Consider the following 20657-nt stretch of genomic DNA (forward strand, 5'->3'; position numbering starts at 1 on the left):
ATGCGCCGATTGATCAGTGCCCTGCTCACCCTCGTCGTGGTCTCAGCGTTGGCCGTCGCGCCGGCGCGGGCGGCCGATCGACTGACGGCGGTGTTCAGCCTCTCGGGCACGACCGGAAAGTATGTGGTCAGCAATCCAGGTTCGGCCTCGATCAGCAACTGGTCGCTGACCTTTGAGCTCCCCTCGGGGGTGAAAGCCAGCAGCCCGCAGAACGCCACCCTCACCCAGAATGGGACGAAGGTGACGCTGACCCCGGCCCATTACATCAACACCATTCGCGGGGGCGGAAGCTCCGAGCCTTACAGCCCCACGTTCTCGCTCAGCTCCGCCGCGACCCCGACCTCGTGCACCCTGAGCGGAGCGAACTGCGACGGTTCGGGTGAGGGCCCGCAGCCCTCGGCGGGCGTCACCGCGACCTACTCGGTCGAGGGGACGCGCGCCAAGTTCATTGTCGCGAACAACAGCTCCGCGACGATCACGAACTGGTCCGTCGTGTTCGACCTGCCCGCGGGCGTGACCGCGAGCAGCGCCGACAACGGCACCATCGCCCAGAACGGGCGGACGGTCACCCTCAGCCCCGCCTACTTCAACGCCACGATCGGCGCGGGCCGCACGACCGAGCCCTACAGCCCGACGTTCAGCGTCAGCCAGTCCGGCGCGCAGCCGACGACCTGCCGCGTGAACGACGTCAACTGCGACGGTTCGGGGGACGCCGCGCCGAGCGCGCCCGGCGGCCTGAAGTCGCCGGTGAAGACGACCAAGACGGTCTCGCTGACCTGGGACGCCGCCAAGCCCGGCAGCCTGCCGATCACCGCCTACGAGGTGTACAACGGCTCGACGCTGGCGACGACGGTCGCCGAGACCAACGCCACCGTCACCGGCCTTACCCCGAACACCGACTACACGTTCACGGTGAAGGCCAGGGACCGCAAGGGCGGCCTGTCGCCCGCCAGCGAGCCGGTCACGGTCAAGACCAACAACCCGGCCGACGACACCAAGGCGCCCTCGGTGCCGTCCGGCCTGCGCAGCACCGGCAAGGACTCCGCCAGCGTCAAGCTCGCGTGGAACGCCTCGACCGACGACCACGGCGTCGCCAACTACGACGTGCTGGTGGACGGGAAGGTCGCCACGACGGTGACCGGGACGTCGGCGACCGTGGCGGGGCTGTCGCCCTCCACCGCCTACAACTTCGCCGTCCAGGCACGCGACCTGTACGACAACGTGTCCGAGGCCAGCGCGGCGGTGAAGGTCACCACCGACGACATGGTCGCCAACGGGTACGCGCGCGTCGGCTACTTCGTCCAGTGGGGCATCTACGGCCGCCAGTACTTCGTGAAGAACCTCGACACGACCGGCAACGCCGCCAAGCTGACCCACATCAACTACGCGTTCGCCAACATCGACTCCAAGAACCTGACCTGCCTGCAGGGTGTCACCAAGGGCACCTCGTCGGACCCGCAGGACCCGAACCAGGGTGACGGCGCGGGCGACGCCGAGGCCGACTACGGGCGTCCCTTCAGCGCCGCCCAGTCGGTGGACGGCCAGGCCGACTCCGGCTGGGAGAAGCTGCGCGGCAACTACAACCAGCTCAAGAAGCTGAAGGCCAAGTACCCGAAGCTGCGCGTGCTGATCTCGATCGGCGGCTGGACGTACTCCAAGTACTTCTCCGACGTCGCCGCGACCGACGCCAGCCGCAAGAAGTTCGTCTCGTCCTGCATCGACACCTACATCAAGGGCAACCTGCCGGACTACAACGGCGCCGGCGGCCCGGGCACGGCCGCGGGGATCTTCGACGGCATCGACCTCGACTGGGAGTGGCCGGGCGCCGAGGGGCACCCGGGCAACCACATCGGCAAGGACGACAAGGCCAACAACACCCTGCTGATCGCCGAGTTCCGCCGCCAGCTCGACGCCATGACCAAGGAGACCGGCAAGCGCTACGACCTGACCGCGTTCACCCCCGCCGACCCCGCCAAGATCCAAGCCGGCTGGGACCTGCCGGAGGTCGCCAAGAGCCTGGACATCTTCAACGTCCAGGGCTACGACTTCCACGGCTCGGGCAGCGACAACTCGTGGGAGCCGAACCGGACCGGCCACGCGGGCAACCTCTACACCGACACCGACGACCCGTACTCGTTCCACTTCAGCGACGAGGCCGCCATCAAGGCCTACCTCGACGCCGGCGTCAACCCGCGCAAGCTCACGATCGGTCTCGCGTACTACGGCCGCGGCTGGCAGAACGTGACCGACGGCGGCAAGAAGGGCGAGTGGCAGGACGCCAAGGGCGCGGCCCCCGGCCAGTTCCAGGAGGAGGCCGGGACGCGCGGCTACAGCAACCTGATAGCCAGCGTGCCCAACTGCCAGATCACCCATGACGAGCAGGCCGTCGCGACGTACTGCTACACCGGCAACAACGGCCAGTGGTGGTCCTTCGACGACGCCTGGTCGATCAGCAAGAAGATGGCGTGGCTGAAGAGCAAGAACCTGCTCGGCGCCATGATCTGGGAGATGTCGGGCGACCCCGGCGTCCTCACCAAGGCGGTGGACGACGGTCTGAGGTGACCGCGCCGCCCGCTCATCTGAAGTAGTCCCCTGAACTCAGGGCCGGTGCCGACCTCGCAGTCAGGCGGCACCGGCCCTGACACCATTTCCGGGGCGGTTCCTGCCGCCCGTCCTCCGGGGCCGGTCAGTCCACGGTGAGGACGATCTTGCCGCGGATGCCGCCCGCCTTGTAGGAGCGGTGCGCGTCGGCGGCCCGCTCCAGCGGGAACGTCTCCCGGACGTGCCACTTCAGGTCGCCCCGCGCGTACAGCCCGGCCATCTCGGCCAGCCGCGCGGCGGTGCGGCGCGCGGGGGACAGCCGGACGCCGAGCGCCGCCGCCCGGTCGTGGTCGTACAGGGTGATGATCCGGGCGCGGTCCTCGACCAGCTCCAGCGTCGCGTCCAGGGCGGCGCCGCCGACGCCGTCCAGCGCGGCGGTGACCTTCCCGTCCGGCGCCAGGGCGCGGACCCGCTCGACGAACCCCTCGCCGTAGTCGACGGGCGCGGCGCCCAGCGACCGGACGTAGTCGTGCTGGGCCGCGCGTGCGGCGCCGATGACGGTGGCGCCCCACAGCCGTCCGAGCTGTACCGCGACGGTGCCGACCGCGCCCGCCGCGCCGTGCACCAGGAGCGTGTCGCCCGAGCCGACCCCCAGCTCCTCCAGCGAGTTGTAGGCGGTCTGCGCCGGGGCGGTGAACCCGCCCGCGACCTCCCACGGCATCGCCGGCGGCTTGGGGGTGACCTGCTCGGCGGGGATCACCAGGTGCTCGCGGTAGGCGCCGGCCAGCGTGAAGCCGAGCACCTCGTCGCCGACGGCGACCTCCGTCACCCCCGCGCCCACCCGGTCGACGACACCGGCGAACTCGTTGCCGACCGTGCGCGGGTAGGCGGCGTCCGCGCCGGCGGGCACCCAGCCCTCGACGACCGCGACGTCGAACGGCTGGACCCCGGCCGCCTTCACCCTGACCCGCACCTGGCCGGGCCCCGGGGCCGGCTCGGGCACCTGCGCCACGCGCAGGACCTCCGGCCCGCCCGGCTCATCGAAGACGATCACTCTGCTCATCGCGTGCTCCCTGATCGGTCCTGCCAATGGCTCCGACGCTAGGAGGCGGAGGCGCGGGGCCGAATCCGTGGCGTCACCGTAGTCGCCACGGAACGGCCGCCCCGGCGGGGTCAGGCGAAGCGGGCCAGTTCGGTGCGCGAGGTGACGCCGAGCTTGGGATAGGCCTTGTAGAGGTGGTACTCCACGGTGCGGTGGCTGAGGAACAGCTGCGCGGCGATGTCGCGGTTGCCCGCCCCGGACGCGGCGAGCCGGACGATCTGGAGCTCCTGCGGGGTGAGCCGGGCCAGCGGGTCCCCGCCCGCCTCCCGCCCGCCGGGCGCGGTCTCGCCGGTGGCGCGCAGTTCGGCGCGGGCCCGGTCGGCCCAGGGCGCGGCGCCGAGCCGCTCGAAGGCGGCGAGCGCGGCGCGGAGCGGGACGCGCGCGTCCGAGCGGCGCCGTTCGCGGCGCAGCCACTCGCCGTGGAGCAGGCCGGTGCGGGCGCGCTCGAAGGGCCGCCCGCCTTCCTCGTGCAGGCGGGTCGCGGCCTCGAACGCCGCGTCGGAGGGGTCGAGGAGGGCCCGGCAGCGCAGCGCCACCGCCGACGCCCAGGGCTGCCCGGCGGCGTCCGCCCACGCGGTGAAGCGCGCGCGGGCGTCCTCGGCGCGGGCGCGGTCACCGGCCCGCGCGGCGGCCTCGGCGAGGTCGGCCGCCGCGAACACGACGGCGGCGGTGCGGCGGGCGGGCCCGGTCGCGGCGCCGGTCAGGACGCGGAGCGCCTCCTCGTTCCGGCCGAGGCCGAGGTGCAGGAGCCCGAGGGCGCAGGCGCCGGCCGCGTCCGCCTCGGCGACCGACCCGGCGGCCTCGGCGGCCAGGTCGCGGCACCGCGTCAGGTCGCCCTCGATCGCGGCGATCCGGGCGGCGAGGGCGGCGAGCCGTCCCTCGCGGTGCCGCTGGCCGGTCTCGCGGGCGAACCGGAGCGCCTCGTCGAGGGTCGCGGCGGCGTCGCGGTGCAGGCCCGCGTCGGCCTGGGTCTGCGCGAGGGCCTGGAGCGTCACGGGCAGCGCGCCGGCGAGGCCGTGCCGCCTGACGTGCGCGGCCTCGGCGGCGGCCAGCTCGGCCGCGGCGGGGTCGTCGCCGGTCAGCCGCGCCGCCGACAGCACGAGCAGCCGGGCGATGAGGCTGCCGGGCGGGTCGGCGCGGGCGTCCGCGACGACCCGCCGCAGCAGCGGGACGCCGGACGCGGCGTCGTCGCCGGCCAGGCGGCCGAGCCCGACGAGCGCGGCGGCGACCGAGGCGGTCCGCCCGCTCGCGAGCGTGACGCACGTCCCGACCACGGCGGCGCCGAGTTTCGCGGCCAGCGCGGCGGCGCGGCGGACCTCGCCGTCCTCGCCCGTCGACCACGCGTTGCCCGCCGCCATCACCAGCAGCGTCAGCGCCAGGTCGGGGTCGTCGGCGGCGACCGGGACGGCGCTGTCGGCCAGGTACCGCGCGGCCCCGGCGGGCGTGCCGCGTTCGAAGTCGGCGGTGGCGCGGACCATCGCGAGTTCGGCGAGCCGCCGCGCGCCGGGCGCGGGGCCGCCGGCGCGCAGGGCCTGGTCGGCGAGGGCGGCGGCGCGGTCGGTGCCGCCCTCGGTGATCGCCGACTGCGCGGCGCGGGCCAGGCGCCGCGTCCGGTCGCCCGCGGCCGGGCTGAGCCGGGCGGCGTGCTCGTAGAGCGACGCGGCGGCGGCGGGCGCGCCGCGTCCCCGGGCGCCGTCGGCGGACCGTTCCAGCTCGGCGGCGACGCTCTCGTCGGGCTCGGGCGCGGCGGCGGCGCGGTGCAGGGCGCGGCGGGCGCCCTCGGACGCCTCGGCGAGCGCGCCGTGCACGGCCAGCCGGGTGGTCAGCCGCATGCGCTGGTAGGCGGCGGCGCGGACCAGCGGGTGCCGGAACGCGACGCGGCCGGTGGTGAGGCGCAGCAGCCCGGCGCGTTCGGCGGCGTCCAGGTCGCCGGGGCCAGCGCCGAGCGTCCGCGCGGCGCGCAGGACCGTGGCCAGCTCGCCGGTGCCCTCGGCGGCGGCGATCGACAGCACGAGCCGCGCCCGTTCGGGCAGCTCCTCGATGCGGGCGGCGAAGGCGTCGCGGACGCGGCCGGTGAGCGGCAGCGCGGGCGGGGGAGCGGCGTGTCCGGCGCGCTCGCCCGCGCTGAGCCCGGCGGGCAGCTCCAGCAGCGCGAGCGGGTTGCCCGCCGCCTCCCGCACGACCCGGTCGCGGACGTCCCCGGCGAGGTCGGGGGCGTGGTCGGCGAGGAGCGCGGCGGCGTCGGCGCGGTCCAGGCCGTCCAGGGCGAGCTCGGGCAGGCCGGGGACCGCGAAGCCGTCGCGGGCGGCGAACACCAGCGCCACGGCCTCGGCGCCGAGGCGGCGGGCGGTGAACGCCAGCGCGTCGGCGGAGGCGGGGTCGAGCCAGTGCGCGTCGTCGACCAGGCACAGCACGGGACGATCCGCGGCCAGCTCCGACAGCAGGGTCAGCACCGCCAGCCCGGTGAGGAACCGGTCGGCGGGGTCGGATCCGCCCGGGCCGGCCAGGCCCAGCGCGGCCCGCAGCGCCCGCGCCTGCGCGTCCGGGAGCGCGTCCACGCCCGGCAGGACGGGGTGCAGCAGCATCTGCAACGACGCGAACGGCAGCGCCGCCTCGGCCTCGACCCCGGTCGCCCGGAGGACGCGCAGACCCTGGGCGTCGCGCGGGTCGGCCGCCGCGTCCAGCAGCGCGGTCTTGCCGATGCCCGCCTCGCCGCGCAGCACCAGGGCGCCGCCGCGCCCCTCGCGCGCCCCGGCGGCGAGCCGGGCGATCGCGGCCCGCTCCTCCTCGCGCCCCCTCAGCACGGCGCCGGTCAGGCCGGGCCGGGCAGGGCCGCGGCGATGCAGTCCAGGACGCGGTCGAGCCTGTACCGGAAGGACTCCTCGGGGGCCATGTGGGGGAGCTTCGCGTCCACGACGACGCGGCTGAACATCGGGTACTCGCCGCTCTCGATCAGCGACCGCACGTGCGGGAGGTTTTTGATCATCCACTCGTCGTTCGTCAGGCCGCTGCGCCTGAAATCCAGCTCGCCCTGCATCTCCTCGCGCACGGCCAGCTCGACCCAGCCGTTCAGCATCGAGACCAGCGTCAGGATCTCATCGACCGGGACGCCGACGTCGAGAGCGCCGAGGGAGAACTCCACCAGCCGGAGCTGGTGCGGGCCGAGGGTGCCGCGCGGGCTGCGCGCCGCGAGCGCCCAGGGGTGGCGCAGCAGCATCCGGCGGGTGTTGCGCGCGACGAGGGTCAGGTCGGCGCGCCAGTCGCCGGTGGGGCGGCCGGGGAAGTCCTGCTCGCCGACGACGTGGTCGTACATCAGCTCGACGAGGCCCTCGCGGCTCGGCACGTACCGGTACAGCGACATCGCGCCGGTGCCGAGGTCGGCGGCGATGCGCCGCATGGACGCCGCGTCCAGCCCCTCGGCGTCGGCGATCCGCACGGCGGCCTCGGTGATCTGGGCGCGGCTGTAGGCCGGGCGCCGGCCCCGGCCCTGCCGTTCCGGGACCGTCCAGATGCTGACGTGCTCGCCGTCCGACACGGCGCCTCCTCGCCCTCCGCGGGGCCCGCGCGGCCCGCCTCCAGCAGATTCTAGTTTGCGTACATCGTAAGCATCTGCATACCCTGGCCCCGTCCGATGCGTACGTCGTACTCGATGGAGGATCTGATGGCGGACGAACCGATCGTGGTCGCCGAGGCGCTGCGCAAGCGCTTCGGCGCCACCCAGGCACTGGACGGCCTGGATCTCGCCGTCCCCGCCGGGACCGTGTGCGGGGTGCTCGGACCGAACGGCGCGGGGAAGACGACTGCCGTCAGGATCCTCGCGACGCTCGCCGACGCCGACTCGGGCCGCGCGCGCGTCGCCGGGCACGACGTCGCCGCCGAACCCGACCGGGTGCGGGCCCGGATCGGGCTGGCGGGCCAGTACGCCGCCGTCGACGAGAAGCTCACCGGGCGCGGGAACCTGCGGATGTTCGGGCGCCTCTATCACCTGTCCCGCCGCGACGCCCGCGCCCGCGCGGACGAGCTGCTGGAGCGGTTCGGGCTCACCGACGCCGCCGACCGGCAGGTCGCGGGGTACTCCGGCGGCATGCGGCGCCGCCTCGACCTGATCGCGAGCCTCATCCTGCGACCGCAGGTGCTGTTCCTGGACGAGCCGACCACGGGCCTGGATCCGCGCAGCCGGGGCGAGATCTGGGACGCGGTCCGGGGGCTGGTGGCCGACGGCACCACCGTCCTGCTGACCACCCAGTACCTGGACGAGGCGGACCGGCTCGCCGACGACATCGCGGTCGTCGACCACGGGCGGGTCATCGCCACCGGGACCCCCGACGAGCTGAAGTCCTCGATCGGCGACCGGCTCGACGTCGTGCTGGAGGACCCGGAGTCGGCGCCGGGGGCCGCCGCCGTCCTGCACCGCCTGTCCGGCGCCTACCCCGAACTGGAGGGCGACCGGCTGTCGGCCGCCCTCACGCGCGGGACGGTCCGGCTCGCCGACGCCGTCCGCGAACTGGACCGCGCGGGCGTCGCCGTCGGGGACGTCGCGCTGCGCCGCCCCACCCTGGACGAGGTGTTCCTGCGCCTCACCGGCCGTCCCGCCGAGGCTGCCGCCGGGGAGGCCGACCCGGGCGGGGGGTCCGGGCACGAGTCCGGGTCCGAGCGGGAGGCCGCCGGCGCGCGGCGGAAGGAGACCGTCCGATGACCGCTCCCGTTCTTCCCGCACCCCCGCCCTCGTGGTCGGGACGGCTGCGCTGGACGCTGACGGACGGGCTGACGCTGGTCGGCCGCGAGGTGGGCCGCATCCGCCAGGAGCCGGGCGAGCTGGTCGCCGCGCTGATCTTCCCCGCGATCATGGTGGTGCTGTTCGGCTACGTGTTCGGCAGCGCGATCTCCGTCCCCGGCGGCGGGAACTACCGCGAGTACCTGATGCCGGGCCTGTTCGCGATGGTGACCTTCACCTCGACGATGGCCGTCACGATGCGGGTCGCCACCGACGCCTCCCGCGGGGTGATGGACCGGTTCCGCTCGATGCCGATGGCGCGTTCGGCGGTGCCGTTCGGGCAGACCGGCGCCGATATCCTCAGCGGCGTCCTCGCCATGGTGATCATGGCGGCGGCGGGGCTGCTGGTCGGCTGGCGCGCCCACCGCGGGATCGTGCCGACGGCGGAGGCGTTCCTGCTGCTGGCGCTGATGCGGTACGCGCTCGGCTGGGCGGGCTGCTACCTCGGGCTCATGGTCCGCAACGAGCAGACCGCCGACCAGCTGATCCCGCTGGTGTTCCCGGTGACGATGGTGTCCAACTCGTTCGTGCCGACCGGCGGGATGCCCGCCGCGCTCCAGGCGATCGCCGACTGGAACCCGGTCAGCGCCCTCACCGCCGCGTGCCGGCAGCTGTTCGGCAACCCCGGCGCGCCCGCCGGCGACCCCGCGTGGCCGGTCGCGCACCCGGTCCTGGCGTCGGTGCTCTGGTCGGTGGCGCTGCTGGCGGTGTTCATGCCGCTGTCGGTCCGCACCTACCAGCGCCGGGGACGCTGAGCGGCCGGGGACGCGGTCTCCGGCGGCGGGTGGCCGCCGGAGACCGCGCCTCACAGGTCACGCGGGCGTGCTCACCGGTCCCTTCCCCTCTCCTTGTACATCCGCCGCTGCGCCTTGGAGATCGTCTTCCACTGGTTGCGCTGCTCGGCGCGCAGGCGGGCGTCGCCGCGCGCGGCCATCCAGGCGTTCTCGCGCATGAGCTTGCGGTAGCTGTCCAGGCGGCGGGAGGGCAGGACGCCGTCCTCGACGGCGGCCAGGACCGCGCAGCCCGGTTCGCTCTCGTGGGCGCAGTCGCCGAACCGGCAGCCCTCCGCGAGCTCCTGGATCTCGGCGAAGGTCTGCTGGAGGCCCTCGGCGGCGTCCCACAGCCCGACGCGCCGCAGGCCGGGGGTGTCGATGAGGACGCCGCCGCCCGGCATCGGCAGCAGGTCGCGGCGGACGGTGGTGTGGCGGCCCTTGCCGTCCCGCTCCCGGACGGCGCCGGTCTCCAGCGCGCCGGTCTCGGGGTCGGCGCCCAGCAGGGCGTTGCCGAGGGTGGACTTGCCCGCGCCGGACGGGCCGACCAGCACGACCGTGCCGCCCAGCAGCGCCGCGACCGCGTCCACGCCGGCGCCGGTGGTGGCGCTGCACGCGACGACGTCGACGCCGGGCGCGGCGGCGGCCACCTCGGCCTCCTGCTCGGCGGTGCCGCCGGGCAGGGCGTCGGCCTTGGTGAGCACGACGACCGGCCGGGCGCCGCTCTCCCAGGCCAGGGCCAGCAGCCGCTCGACGCGGCCGAGGGCGAGGTGGTCGGTGAGGGACACGGCGATCGCGACGGTGTCGACGTTGGCGGCCAGGACCTGCCCGCGCGCCTCGCGCGACACCGTGGAGCGGACGATCGCCGTCCGGCGCGGCAGCAGGTGCGCCAGCTCCGGCTGGTCGCCGGGGCGCAGCGCCGCCCAGTCGCCGGTGCACGGCCCGGCCGCGGGGTCGGGCGAGGCGACCGGCCGCGTCCCGGCGCGCGCCGGCCCGGACTCGGTGATCACGTCGCAGCTGCCGCGGTCGACGGCGACGACGCGCGCCGGCACGAGCCCGGCGGCGCGGTAGGAGGTGAATTCGGCTTCCAGAGCCTCGTCCCAGCCGTAGGCGGCGAGAGGGGACGGCTCAGTGGTGTGGAAGGACAACGGATCGGAACCCTTGCGTGAAGGGGACCCCGGCGGGAACGCCGCGACAACGAGGCGGCGAGGGTCAGCCGGTGGCCCGGAAGGTGGGGACGGGCAGAGTGCTGCGGGCAGCAGCGACCGCGTTGACGGCCATGGACCCCACCTCCGATCTCGTTCCGCCGCCAGGATAACCGGCGGTGCGCCGCCCGGCCACCGGTTATCTCCCCCGGGCGGGGGAGGGGGTTGGCCCGCGCCGGGGAGGCCCCGCCCCAGGTCCGGCGCCCAGGATCGGGGTCATGGTCATCACCCTCGGCAAACGGATCACCCCGTCCACGCGGGCGGCGTGGCGCCGCCGCCTGCCCGCCATCGCGCTCGGCTGGGTCGCCGCCTACGGCGCCCTGCGGATCTACTGGGAATCGGGGCACATGCCCGCCCGCAGCCGGCTTTCGCCGATCGAGACCGACCTGGTCGCCTTCACCGGCTGGGCGAGCGTGGCGCTGTGCGGGGCGGCGGCGCTGGTCCTCGCGGCGTTCCTGGCGCCTGGGGCCGCGCGGCTGCCGCGCGTACCGCGCCGGGTGCTGCTGGTGGCGGCGTCGGCGGTCGCGGCCGCGCTCGTCGCCTCCGGCGCGCTGCTGCTCCTGGACGTCATCGGCGGCGTCCTGCCCGGTCTCGGTGTCCGCTTCTACCCGCTGGGCACGCTGAGCCGCGCCGCGTGCGTCGGCGGCGGGCTGCTGGTCGGCGCGGTCGCCCGCTCCCACGCGCGGCGCACCCGGTCGGGGTGCGCGTCCTGCGGGCGGGCCGACACGGCGCCCGGCCCGCTGGCGCGCACGCCCGCCTGGGCGTTCTGGGCCGCGTACCTGAGCGTCGCGGGGTGCATGGTGCGGATCGCCGCGCAGGCCGCCGTCGGGTTCGGGGACTCCCCGATGAGCTCGGGGCCGTCGGCGGTGCTGTTCGAGATCGGGTTCGTGCTCGGCGGGACGCTGCTGCCGGCGGCGCTCGTCCACCGGTTCGGGCGGGTGTGGCCGCGGTGGGTGCCGCGCCTGGCCGGACGCGGCGTCCCGCGCCGCCTCGTGCTGTGGCCGGGCACCGCGATCTCGGGCGCGATCTCGGTGTACTTCGGGCTGATGCTGGCGCAGATGGTCTGGGAGCGGCTGCACGGCCGCAACCCGTTCCCGCCGCAGGACGGCATGGCACTGCCCGAGACGTTCTTCTGGGTCGCCGTCCCCGCCTACGCGGTCTGGGGCGCCGGGATGGCGGTCGCGGCGCTCGCCTACGCGCGCCGGACCCGCGCCGCCTGCCGCTCCTGCGGGCGCTGATCCGCGCGGCGGGCGGTTATGGTGATTTAAGGGATCGGACCGTGTGAGGGGCGTGGTCGTGGACGAGAAGGCCGAGCGGCTGAGCGGGGACGTCCCGGCCAGGCCCGGTGAAGGCAGGCCGGGCGGGGACGGCGCGGCCGCCAGGATCGACCGGGCGGCGGCCGAGCGCATGGAGGAGATCTTCGAGGGCCTCGCGCCCGCGGCGGCGGGCGCCGCGCGGGTCGCGGGGAGCGTGAGCGAGCCGGTCCGGCGGGCCGCGCGCGACGCCGCCGGGCTGGCCGCGACGCGGTTCGTCGAGCAACTGTCGGGCACGCCCGCGATGCGGGTGGTGGAGCGCGCCGCCCGCGAGGCCGCCGTCAAGATCGCGACGTCGGCGGCGGAGAAGGCCGTGCTGGAGGCCCGCGCGGTCGCCGGGTCCAACCCGGTCACCGGCACCGCCTTCGAGGTCACCGCCACCGCGATGACGCTGGCCGAGCAGGCCGTGCAGCACCCGGTGGCCGCCTCGATGGCGGAGGCCGCGCGGCGGCTGGCCGTCCGCAGCCCGCTCGCCCGCGCCGCCTCCGCCACCGCGCGGGACGTGGCGGGCCGCACCGTCTCCGCGCCGGTCGTGCAGGCCGCCACCAGGATCGTCGCCGACACCGCCGTCGACGCGGTCGCCGACGTCGCCGTGGAGGTCGCGCTCGACGTGGGCCGCGACGTGATCGTCCGGGTCGTCCGGCAGGCGGCGGGGGAGGCCGCCCGCGACCTGGCCGCGACGGTGCGCGACCGGGCCCGCGACGCCGCCGAGGCCGCCGAGCTGACGCCGCTGACCTCCGCCGTCGCCGATCTCGCCGCGCGCGCCGCCGGGAGCGGGGCCGCGCGGTCGGCGGGCGACCTGGTCGCCGCCGCCGCGGGCAGCGCCGTCGCCCGCACCGCCGGGGGGCTGGCGCTGCGGCTGGCCACCCGGACCGCCGCCGTCGCCATCGAGGCGGTGATGGCCGAGCTGATGCGCGAGGCGCTGCGGCTGGCGATGAAGGACGCGCTGCGCGACCTGATGTTCGACGTCGCGCGGGAGGTGGTCGTCGACGTCATGAAGACCACGTGGGTCACCGCGACCCGTCCCGGGCCCGGTGCCCCCGTGCCGCCCTGGGCCGCCGCGACCGTGACCACGGCGACGGTCGTCGCGGACACCGCCGTCCCTGACGCCGACGTTTCCGACGCGAACGTGGCGGACGCGGCGGACGCGGGGGCGGCGGACGCGGGCGTCACCGACGCCTTCGCCGACCTGTTCGCGCGCGCCGCCCGCGCCACCGTCACGCTGATGAACGCGCCCGCCCCCGGACGGGCCGCGATCGCACTACCGGCCTCCGGGGACGAGGACCGGGAGGAGCGCGCCGGCTGAGGCCCGTCTCAGAAGTTCCTGAGAGGGGCGTGAGAAACCCCGGCGGGCGGCCGGGCCCGGCACCGGCGGTGCTTACCGTGAGCGCATGGAGGTTGGCACACGGATGGACGCCCCGCGGATACTGGTGGTGGACGACGAGCCGGCGGTCCGGGAGTCGCTGTCGCACAGCCTGGCGTTCGAGGGGTACGCGGTCGCCGAGGCCGCCGACGGGGCGGCGGCGCTGGAGCGGGTCGGGCGCGAGCGCCTCGACCTGATCGTCCTGGACATCCTGATGCCGCGGCTGGACGGGCTGACCACCTGCCGGCGGCTGCGCGCGCTGGGCGCCACGACGCCGGTGCTGATGCTGACGGCCCGCGACATGATCGGCGACCGCGTCACCGGCCTGGACGCGGGGGCCGACGACTACCTCGCCAAGCCCTTCGAGCTGGACGAGCTGCTGGCGCGCGTCCGGGCGCTGCTGCGCCGGGGCGCGATGGCCGCCGAGCCCCGCCGCGACAGCGTCCTGTCCTTCGACGACCTGCGGATGGACACCCTCACCCGCGAGGTCACCCGCGCGGGGCGGGCACTGGAGCTGACCCGCACCGAGCACATGCTGCTGGAGCTGCTCCTCTCGCACCCGAGGCAGGTCCTGACGCGCGAGCAGATCCTGGAGGCGGTGTGGGGCTTCGACTTCGAGCCGACCTCCAACTCCCTGGACGTGTACGTGATGTACCTGCGGCGCAAGACGGAGGCAGGCGGGTTACCGCGGCTCGTCCACACCGTCCGGGGGGTCGGGTACGTGCTGCGGTCGGCGGCCTCCCCTTGATCCGGCGGCCGCCGTGGGCGGGCCGGGTGACGCTGCGGACGCGGATGGCGCTGCTGACCGCGGTCGCGGTGGCGCTCGCCGTCGCCGCGTGCGCGACCGCGAGCTGGTACCTGACCCGCGACCGGCTCTACGACCAGCTCGACGACAGACTCGGCGCGATGAGCGGGCCGCCGTCCGCTCCGCAGGGCGGGCTGCCGCCGCGCCGGCAGCGGTTCCGGCAGCTGCTCCAGCAGGACCTCGCCCAGGCGCTGAAGTCCTGCCGCCCGGAGGCCCAGGGCGCCGGCGCCCAGTCCCGGCTGCCCGGCACGCTGGCGATGACGCAGGTGGTGAACGCGCGGGGGCAGGGGTGCACGCTGCCCGGAGCGGGGTCGCTCGGGGTCACCCACGCCGACGCGGAGGTCGCCCGGGGCGAGCGGGACCGCGTCGTCCACGACGGGGCGGGCGTGGCCGCCTCCGGCGGCCGGGCGCGCGTGCGGGTGCTGACCCGGTCGATGCGCATGGGCGACGGGGAGACGTTCGCGGTGTCGTTCGCGCTCTCGCTCAACGAGGTGGAGGACCCGCTCGGCGACCTCGCGGTGCTGCTGGTGGCGGTGACGGCGCTGGGGGTGCTGGTGTCGGCGGGGGCGGGGCTGCTGACGGCGCGCACGGCGCTGCGCCCGGTGGAGGATCTGACCGGCGCGGTCGAGTACATCGCCCGCACCGAGGACCTCGGCACCCGCATCCCCGTGGACGGCACGGACGAGATCGCGCGGCTGAGCCTGTCGTTCAACAGCATGACCGGCGCGCTGGCCGCGTCCCGCGAGCGGCAGTGGCGGCTGATCGCCGACGCGGGGCACGAGCTGCGCACGCCGCTGACGAGCCTGCGCACCAACATCGACCTGCTGCTGCGCGCGGATGCGGCGGGCCGGGACCTGCCCGCCGGCACCCGCCGCGAGATGCTCGCGAGCGTGAAGGCGCAGATGGTGGAGCTGTCCAGCCTGGTCGGCGACCTGCTGGAGCTGGCCCGCCCCGACGAGGCGGAGCCGGTGCGCGCGGCGGTCGCGCTGCACGAGGTCGTCGACCGCGCGGTGGAGCGCGCCCGCCCGCGCGGCCCCGGCCTGGTGATCGAGGCGTTCACGACGCCGTGGCACGTGGCCGGTGATCCGGGGTCGCTGGAGCGCGCGGTGGTCAACCTGCTCGACAACGCCATCAAGTTCAGCCCGCCGGGCGAGACCGTGACGGTGCTGCTGCGGCGCGGTGAGCTGACCGTCCGCGACCGGGGCCCCGGCATCCCCGCCGAGGACCTCCCGCACGTGTTCGAGCGGTTCTGGCGTTCGCCGTCCGCGCGGAGCCTGCCCGGGTCGGGGCTGGGCCTGTCGATCGTCGCGCGGGTGGTGTGCGAGTGCGGCGGGAAGGTCGTGCTGGAACCGGCGGACGGCGGCGGGACCCTCGCCCGCGTCCGGCTCCCGGGCACGCCCCGCCGGCCCGCCTGACGGTTTTCTCATCGGCCCCTCATGGACGGCTCAGGGGGTTCCCACACCGGCCGGTGAGCGTCGGTCGCATGAATCACGTCGTCACCGAACGGGGCACGCCCGCCGGGCCGCCCCCGCCTTCGCCGAACGGCGGCAGGCGGGGCCGCCTGGTCGAGGTGGTGATCCCCGTCTACAACGAGGAGCGCGTACTGGCGGCCAGCGTCGAACGCCTCCACGCCTATCTGACCAGCACGTTCCCCTACCCGTTCCGGATCACGGTCGCCGACAACGCCAGCACCGACGCGACGTGGCGGGCCGCCGTGGATCTGGCGGCGCGGCTCCCGCACGTCCACGCGACGCGGCTGGAGCTCAAGGGGCGCGGCCGCGCGCTGCGGCACGTGTGGAGCACCAGCGACGCCGACGTCGTCGCCTACATGGACGTGGACCTGTCCACGGACCTGGACGCGTTCCTGCCGCTGGTGGCGCCGCTGCTGTCGGGGCACAGCGACCTGGCGATCGGCAGCCGCCTCACCCGCGGCTCGGCGGTCGTGCGCGGGCCGCGCCGGGAGGTGATCTCCCGCTGCTACAACCTGCTGCTGCGGACGGCGCTGGCCGCGCGGTTCAGCGACGCGCAGTGCGGCTTCAAGGCGGCCCGCACCGAGGTCGTCCAGGCGCTGCTGCCGTCGGTCGAGGACGAGGAGTGGTTCTTCGACACCGAACTGCTGCTGCTCGCCGAGCGCAACGGGCTGCGCATCCACGAGGTGCCGGTCGACTGGGTGGACGACCCCGACAGCCGCGTCGACGTCCTGCGCACCGCCCGCGACGACCTGCGCGGGATGGCCCGGGTCGCGCGGCGGATGCTGACCGGCGCGTTCCGCGCCCCGGTCGGCGGCCGCACGCGGCCCGGCGGCGCCGGTCCGGACGGCGCCCGCGCCGAGCTGCCCGCCGGGATGGCGCGGCAGCTGCCCGCGTTCGCCGTCATCGGGGTGATCAGCACCGCCGCGCAGCTCGTCCTGTTCGTGCTGCTCCGGACGGTGCTGGGGCCGCTGTGGGCGAACGCGCTGTCGCTGGTGGTCACCACGGTCGGCAACACCGCCGCCAACCGCCGCTTCACGTTCGGGGTGACCGGTTCCGAGCGGGCGTTCCGGCAGCAGATGGAGGGCGGGCTGGCGTTCCTGCTGGGCCTGGTGCTGAGCACGGGCGGGCTGGCGGCGCTGCACGCCGCCGCGCCCGGCGCGTCCCGTGCCGTCGAGGTCGCCGCGCTGGTCGCCGCCAACGCGGTGGCGACGCTGGTGCGGTTCCTGCTCATGCGGGCGTGGATCTTCCATCCGCGCCGCGTGCGCGCGCACGGCCCGTCCGAGGTTCACGCGACCGCCGCCGAGGAGTCCGGGGGGACACCGTCATGACCACCATCCAGAACCCCGCCGTCGCGTCCGGGGAGGCCGGCCCGGAGGGGGCGCGCCGGCTCCGGCGGCTGGCGTTCGGGCCGCCGGAGGATCCGCGTTGGGCGCGTCCCGCGTTGTGGGCGCTGCTCGTCGCGGCGGCCGTCCTGTACGGGTGGGGGCTGTCGAAGGCGGGCTATGCCAACTCCTACTACTCGGCGGCCGTCCGGAGCGGCACGCAGAGCTGGAAGGCGTTCTTCTTCGGGTCGCTGGACTCCGGGTCGTTCATCACCGTCGACAAGCCGCCGATGGCGCTGTGGGTGATGGGCCTGTTCGCGCGGGTCATGGGCTTCGGGACGTGGAGCCTGCTGCTCCCGCAACTGCTGGAGGGCGTCGCGACGGTCGCCGTGCTGTACACGACGGTGCGGCGGGCGTTCGGCCCGGCGGCGGCGGTGCTGGCGGCGGCGGTGCTGACGCTGACGCCGATCACCGTCGCCATCAACCGCGACAACAATCCCGACACGCTGCTGATGCTGCTGCTGGTGTCGGCGGCGTGGGCGTGCCAGCGCGCGGCCGAGGGCGGGCGCGTCCGGTTCCTGCTGCTGGCGGCGTTCCTGGTCGGCTGCGGGTTCAACACCAAGATGCTGCAGGCGTTCCTGGTCGTGCCCGCGTTCGGGCTGGCGTACCTGGTGGCGGGCCGGGCCGGGGCGCTGCGCCGGGTCGCCCATCTGGCGGGGGCGGGCGCGGTGCTGGCGGCGGCGAGCCTGTGGTGGACGCTGGTCGTGGACGCGGTCCCGGCGGGCCGCCGTCCGTTCGTGGGCGGCAGCGGCGACGGCACGATGTGGGACCTGATCGTCGGCTACAACGGCCTCGGCCGGGTCTTCGGCGCCGACAGCGAGCGCGCCGGCGGCCGGGCCGGGGCGGGTGCGGCGTTCGGGGGCGAGCCCGGCGCGGGACGGCTGTTCGACGATCTGTCGGGCGGGCAGATCTCGTGGCTGATCCCGCTGGCGGTGCTGGCGTGCGCGGCCGGGCTGGTGCTGCTGCGCGGGCGGCCCCGCACGGACCCCGAGCGGGCCGCGCTGCTGCTGTGGGGCGGCTGGCTGGCCGTCCACTTCGTCGTGTTCTCCTTCGCGCGGGGGCTGTTCCATCCGTACTACTCCACGGCGCTGGCCCCGGCGATCGCCGCCCTGGTCGGCGGTGGCGGCGTCCTGCTGTTCAGGGCGCACCGGAGGTCGGCGGCGTGGGCGTGGGCGCTTCCGGCGGGGATCGCGGTCACCGGGGCGTGGGCGCTGGTGCTGCTGGGCCGGACGCCGTCGTGGCATCCGTGGCTGCGGTGGACGGTCGCGGCGGCGGCGGTCCTCGCGGTCGCGGGCCTGGTGGCGGGGCGCGCGAGCCGCCGCGCGGGCCTGCGGGCGATCGTCGCGGGGCTGGTGTTCGCGCTGGCGGCGGGGCTGGCGGGGCCGGCCGCGTTCGCGGTGTCGGCCGCGTCGAGCCGGACGAACGGCGCCAACCCGCTGGCCGGGCCGGTCCGGGAGGGCCGCGGCGGCATACCGGTGGGCGGTCCGATCGGGCGCGGCGCTCCGGGCGGCGCGCCGCCGGGGCGGGGTCCGGAGGGTTTCACGCGCCCTCGGGGAGGGATGTTCCCTGGCGGCCCCGGGGGTCCTGGTGGTCCGGGCGGCGGTGTCTCCGCGGGGATGACCGGTTACCTGGAGCGGAACCAGGGCACGGCGCTGTGGCTGGTCGCGGTGCCGAGCGCGCTGGAGGCGTCCTCGATCATCCTGCGGACGGGGCGTCCGGTCATCGCGATGGGCGGCTTCACCGGGCGCGACCCCGCGATGACCGTCGCGAGGCTGCGGCGCTACGTGGAGGAGGGGAAGCTGCGGTACGTGCTCGTCGGCGGCGGCGGCGTGCTGCCCGACCTGGGCTCCGCCGAGGTGACCGCGTGGGTCGTGAAGACCGGGGCGCCGGTCGACCCCGGCGAGTACGGCGGCCCGCCGGGGTCCGGGACGCCGGGCGTGCGGCTCTACCGGTTGGGGTCCTCGTGAGGGCGCTGCGGCGGGTGCCGCCGTCGCTGCTGGTGCTGCTGGCGGGGACGGGCGCGCTCTACCTGTGGGGGCTGGGCGAGTCCGGGTGGGCCAACCCGTTCTACTCGGCGGCGGTCCAGGCGGGCGCGACGAGCTGGAAGGCGTTCTTCTTCGGCGCGTCGGACTCGGCCGGGGCGATCACGGTCGACAAGGCGCCGGGGGCGCTGTGGCCGATGGCGCTGTCCGCGCGGATCTTCGGGTTGAGCTCCTGGAGCGTCCTGGTCCCGCAGGCGCTGATGGGGATGGCGACGGTCGGGACGCTGTACGCGGCCGTCCGGCGCCGGTTCCCGGAGTGGGCGGCGCTGCTGGCCGGGACGGCGCTGGCGCTCACACCGGTGGCGGCGCTGATGTTCCGGTTCAACAATCCCGACGCGCTGCTGGTGCTGCTGCTGACGCTCGGCGCGTACGGGATGCTCCGCGCGCAGGAGGGCGCGCAGACGCGGTGGCTGGTGTTCGCGGCGTGGTGCGTGGGGACGGGGTTCCTGGCCAAGATGCTTCAGGCGTTCCTGGTGGTGCCGGTGTTCGCGCTGGTCTACGCGGCGACCGCGCCCACGCCGCCGCGGCGGCGGCTGTGGCAGTCGGTGCTGGCCGGCGCCGCGCTGCTGGTGTCGGCGGGGTGGTGGGTGGCGGCGGTCGCGCTGGTGCCGGCGTCCTCGCGGCCCTATGTCGGCGGGACGCAGCACAACTCGGTGCTGGAGCTCACGCTCGGCTACAACGGCCTGGGGCGGCTGAACGGCGAGGAGACGGGCGGGCTCGGCAACCTCGACCAGGACGCCGGGTGGGACCGGATGTTCGGGCCGGTGATCGGCGGTCAGGTGTCCTGGCTGCTGCCGGCGGCGCTCGTCCTGCTGGCGGCGGGCCTGTGGACGACGCGCCGGGCGCCGCGGACCGACCCGGCGCGGGCCGCGTTCGCGCTGTGGGGCGGGTGGCTGGTGATGACCGCCGCGGTGTTCAGCGCGATGCGGGGGATCTTCCACGAGTACTACACGGTGGCGCTGGCCCCGGCGATCGCGGCGCTGGTGGGCATGGGCGCGGCGGTGGTGTGGGAGCGGCGCCGGACGGCGGCCGGCGCGGCGGCGCTGGCGGCGGTGGTCGCGGGGACGTCGGTGTGGTCGTCGGTGCTGCTGGGCCGCGCGCAGGGGTGGAACCCGTGGCTCGGCCCGGCGGTGCTGGTGGCCGGGCTGGTCGCGGCGGCGGGGCTGGCGGCGGCGCGGCTGCTGCGGGAGCGTGTCCTCGCGGGCGCGGTGGCCCTGGCCGTCGCGGCGTGCCTGGCGGGCCCGGCCGCGTACGCGGCCGACACCGCCCGCACGCCGCACACGGGCGTGGTCGTGACCGCCGGGCCGCGGACGTCGGGCGGGTCGGGCCCGGGACACGGCTCCGGACGCGGCACCGGGCCGCCCGGGCCGCCCGGGCCGCCCGGGCCCGGCGGGCGGTCCCTCGCACCGCCGCCGGGCGGGCGCGCCGGGCCCCCGCCCGGCCTCCGGGGCGCCCCGGAGGGCGAGCGGCCGACGATGGCGCTCCTCACGAGGAAGCCGAGCGCCGCGGTGACCGCCGCGCTCACCGCGGACGCCGCGTCCTACACCTGGGTCGCGGCGACGGTCGGGTCCTATCCCGCCGCCGGCTACCAGCTCGCCGCGCGCAGGCCGGTGATGGCGGTCGGCGGCTTCAACGGGACCGATCCGGCGCCGACGCTGGCGGGGTTCCAGCGGCTCGTCCGGGAGAGGCGGATCCACTACTTCGTCGTGGACACGCGGGTCGGCATCATGGGCGGCCAGGCGCGCAGCGGCAGCGCCGAGGGGCGGCGGATCGCCGCGTGGGTCGCGGCGCGGTTCAGGCCGTCCACCGTCGACGGCGTCACCCTGTACGACCTGTCACCGGGGGCGGCGTGATGTACTCGCGGGGTAGTCGCCGACGACACGGGAGT

Annotated in this window: 14 protein-coding genes; 10 read left to right on the forward strand and 4 right to left on the reverse strand. The window is 76.0% G+C overall.

The window, feature by feature from the left end:
* Positions 1-2562, forward strand: a complete 2562-nt coding sequence (locus tag GNZ18_RS12975; protein WP_156216560.1) for a glycosyl hydrolase family 18 protein — start codon at positions 1-3, stop codon at positions 2560-2562.
* Positions 2563-2686: 124 nt separating this feature from the next.
* On the opposite strand, the gene GNZ18_RS12980 is transcribed toward GNZ18_RS12975, so the two are convergent.
* The 3 genes from GNZ18_RS12980 to GNZ18_RS43110 form a co-directional block, all read right to left on the reverse strand.
* Positions 2687-3604, reverse strand: coding sequence for a quinone oxidoreductase family protein (locus GNZ18_RS12980; RefSeq protein ID WP_156216562.1), 918 nt, complete (start codon positions 3602-3604; stop codon positions 2687-2689).
* A 110-nt stretch (positions 3605-3714) separates the two neighbouring features.
* On the reverse strand, positions 3715-6447 hold the full coding sequence (locus GNZ18_RS12985) for an ATP-binding protein (RefSeq protein ID WP_312874470.1): 2733 nt from the start codon (positions 6445-6447) through the stop codon (positions 3715-3717).
* Positions 6448-6455: 8 nt separating this feature from the next.
* Positions 6456-7178 (reverse strand): TetR/AcrR family transcriptional regulator, encoded by a 723-nt coding sequence (locus GNZ18_RS43110; protein WP_312874471.1) that lies wholly within the window; start codon positions 7176-7178, stop codon positions 6456-6458.
* 126 nt (positions 7179-7304) lie between these two features.
* On the opposite strand from GNZ18_RS43110, the gene GNZ18_RS12995 reads away from it, so the two are divergent.
* Together GNZ18_RS12995 and GNZ18_RS13000 are read left to right on the forward strand one after the other, a co-directional pair.
* The gene (locus GNZ18_RS12995; protein ID WP_173390754.1) at positions 7305-8339 is read left to right on the forward strand and encodes an ATP-binding cassette domain-containing protein; all 1035 of its coding nucleotides are present in this window, start codon (positions 7305-7307) and stop codon (positions 8337-8339) included.
* Positions 8336-9172 carry an ABC transporter permease gene (locus tag GNZ18_RS13000; RefSeq protein WP_156216567.1) on the forward strand — a complete coding sequence of 279 codons (837 nt, stop codon included), beginning with the start codon at positions 8336-8338 and terminating at the stop codon, positions 9170-9172. Before GNZ18_RS12995 ends, GNZ18_RS13000 begins: the two co-directional genes overlap by 4 nt.
* Positions 9173-9243: 71 nt before the next feature.
* Here the strand turns inward: GNZ18_RS13000 and rsgA are convergent, their stop codons facing one another.
* Positions 9244-10335 carry a ribosome small subunit-dependent GTPase A gene (rsgA, locus tag GNZ18_RS13005; protein WP_156216569.1) on the reverse strand — a complete coding sequence of 364 codons (1092 nt, stop codon included), beginning with the start codon at positions 10333-10335 and terminating at the stop codon, positions 9244-9246.
* Positions 10336-10610: 275 nt separating this feature from the next.
* On the opposite strand from rsgA, the gene GNZ18_RS13010 reads away from it, so the two are divergent.
* The 7 genes from GNZ18_RS13010 to GNZ18_RS13040 all read left to right on the forward strand — a co-directional run bounded on the left by GNZ18_RS13010 (position 10611) and on the right by GNZ18_RS13040 (position 20622).
* Positions 10611-11630 (forward strand): hypothetical protein, encoded by a 1020-nt coding sequence (locus GNZ18_RS13010; protein ID WP_156216571.1) that lies wholly within the window; start codon positions 10611-10613, stop codon positions 11628-11630.
* 43 nt (positions 11631-11673) lie between these two features.
* Positions 11674-13011 carry a hypothetical protein gene (locus GNZ18_RS13015; RefSeq protein WP_156216574.1) on the forward strand — a complete coding sequence of 446 codons (1338 nt, stop codon included), beginning with the start codon at positions 11674-11676 and terminating at the stop codon, positions 13009-13011.
* Positions 13012-13096: 85 nt separating this feature from the next.
* Positions 13097-13816: a response regulator transcription factor gene (locus tag GNZ18_RS13020; RefSeq protein ID WP_246249729.1), complete on the forward strand. Its 720-nt coding sequence runs from the start codon at positions 13097-13099 to the stop codon at positions 13814-13816.
* 26 nt (positions 13817-13842) lie between these two features.
* Positions 13843-15288, forward strand: a complete 1446-nt coding sequence (locus GNZ18_RS13025; RefSeq protein WP_308166248.1) for a sensor histidine kinase — start codon at positions 13843-13845, stop codon at positions 15286-15288.
* 68 nt (positions 15289-15356) lie between these two features.
* Positions 15357-16673 (forward strand): bifunctional glycosyltransferase family 2/GtrA family protein, encoded by a 1317-nt coding sequence (locus GNZ18_RS13030; protein WP_156216576.1) that lies wholly within the window; start codon positions 15357-15359, stop codon positions 16671-16673.
* A complete protein-coding gene (locus tag GNZ18_RS43115; RefSeq protein WP_156216578.1) occupies positions 16670-18694 on the forward strand; it encodes a glycosyltransferase family 39 protein in 2025 nt (674 codons plus the stop codon). The genes GNZ18_RS13030 and GNZ18_RS43115 overlap by 4 nt, the downstream gene beginning before the upstream one ends.
* The gene (locus tag GNZ18_RS13040; protein WP_312874472.1) at positions 18691-20622 is read left to right on the forward strand and encodes a glycosyltransferase family 39 protein; all 1932 of its coding nucleotides are present in this window, start codon (positions 18691-18693) and stop codon (positions 20620-20622) included. The genes GNZ18_RS43115 and GNZ18_RS13040 overlap by 4 nt, the downstream gene beginning before the upstream one ends.
* Positions 20623-20657 lie beyond the last annotated feature (35 nt).

The organism is Actinomadura litoris (assembly GCF_009733595.1).
GTDB lineage: Bacteria > Actinomycetota > Actinomycetes > Streptosporangiales > Streptosporangiaceae > Spirillospora > Spirillospora litoris.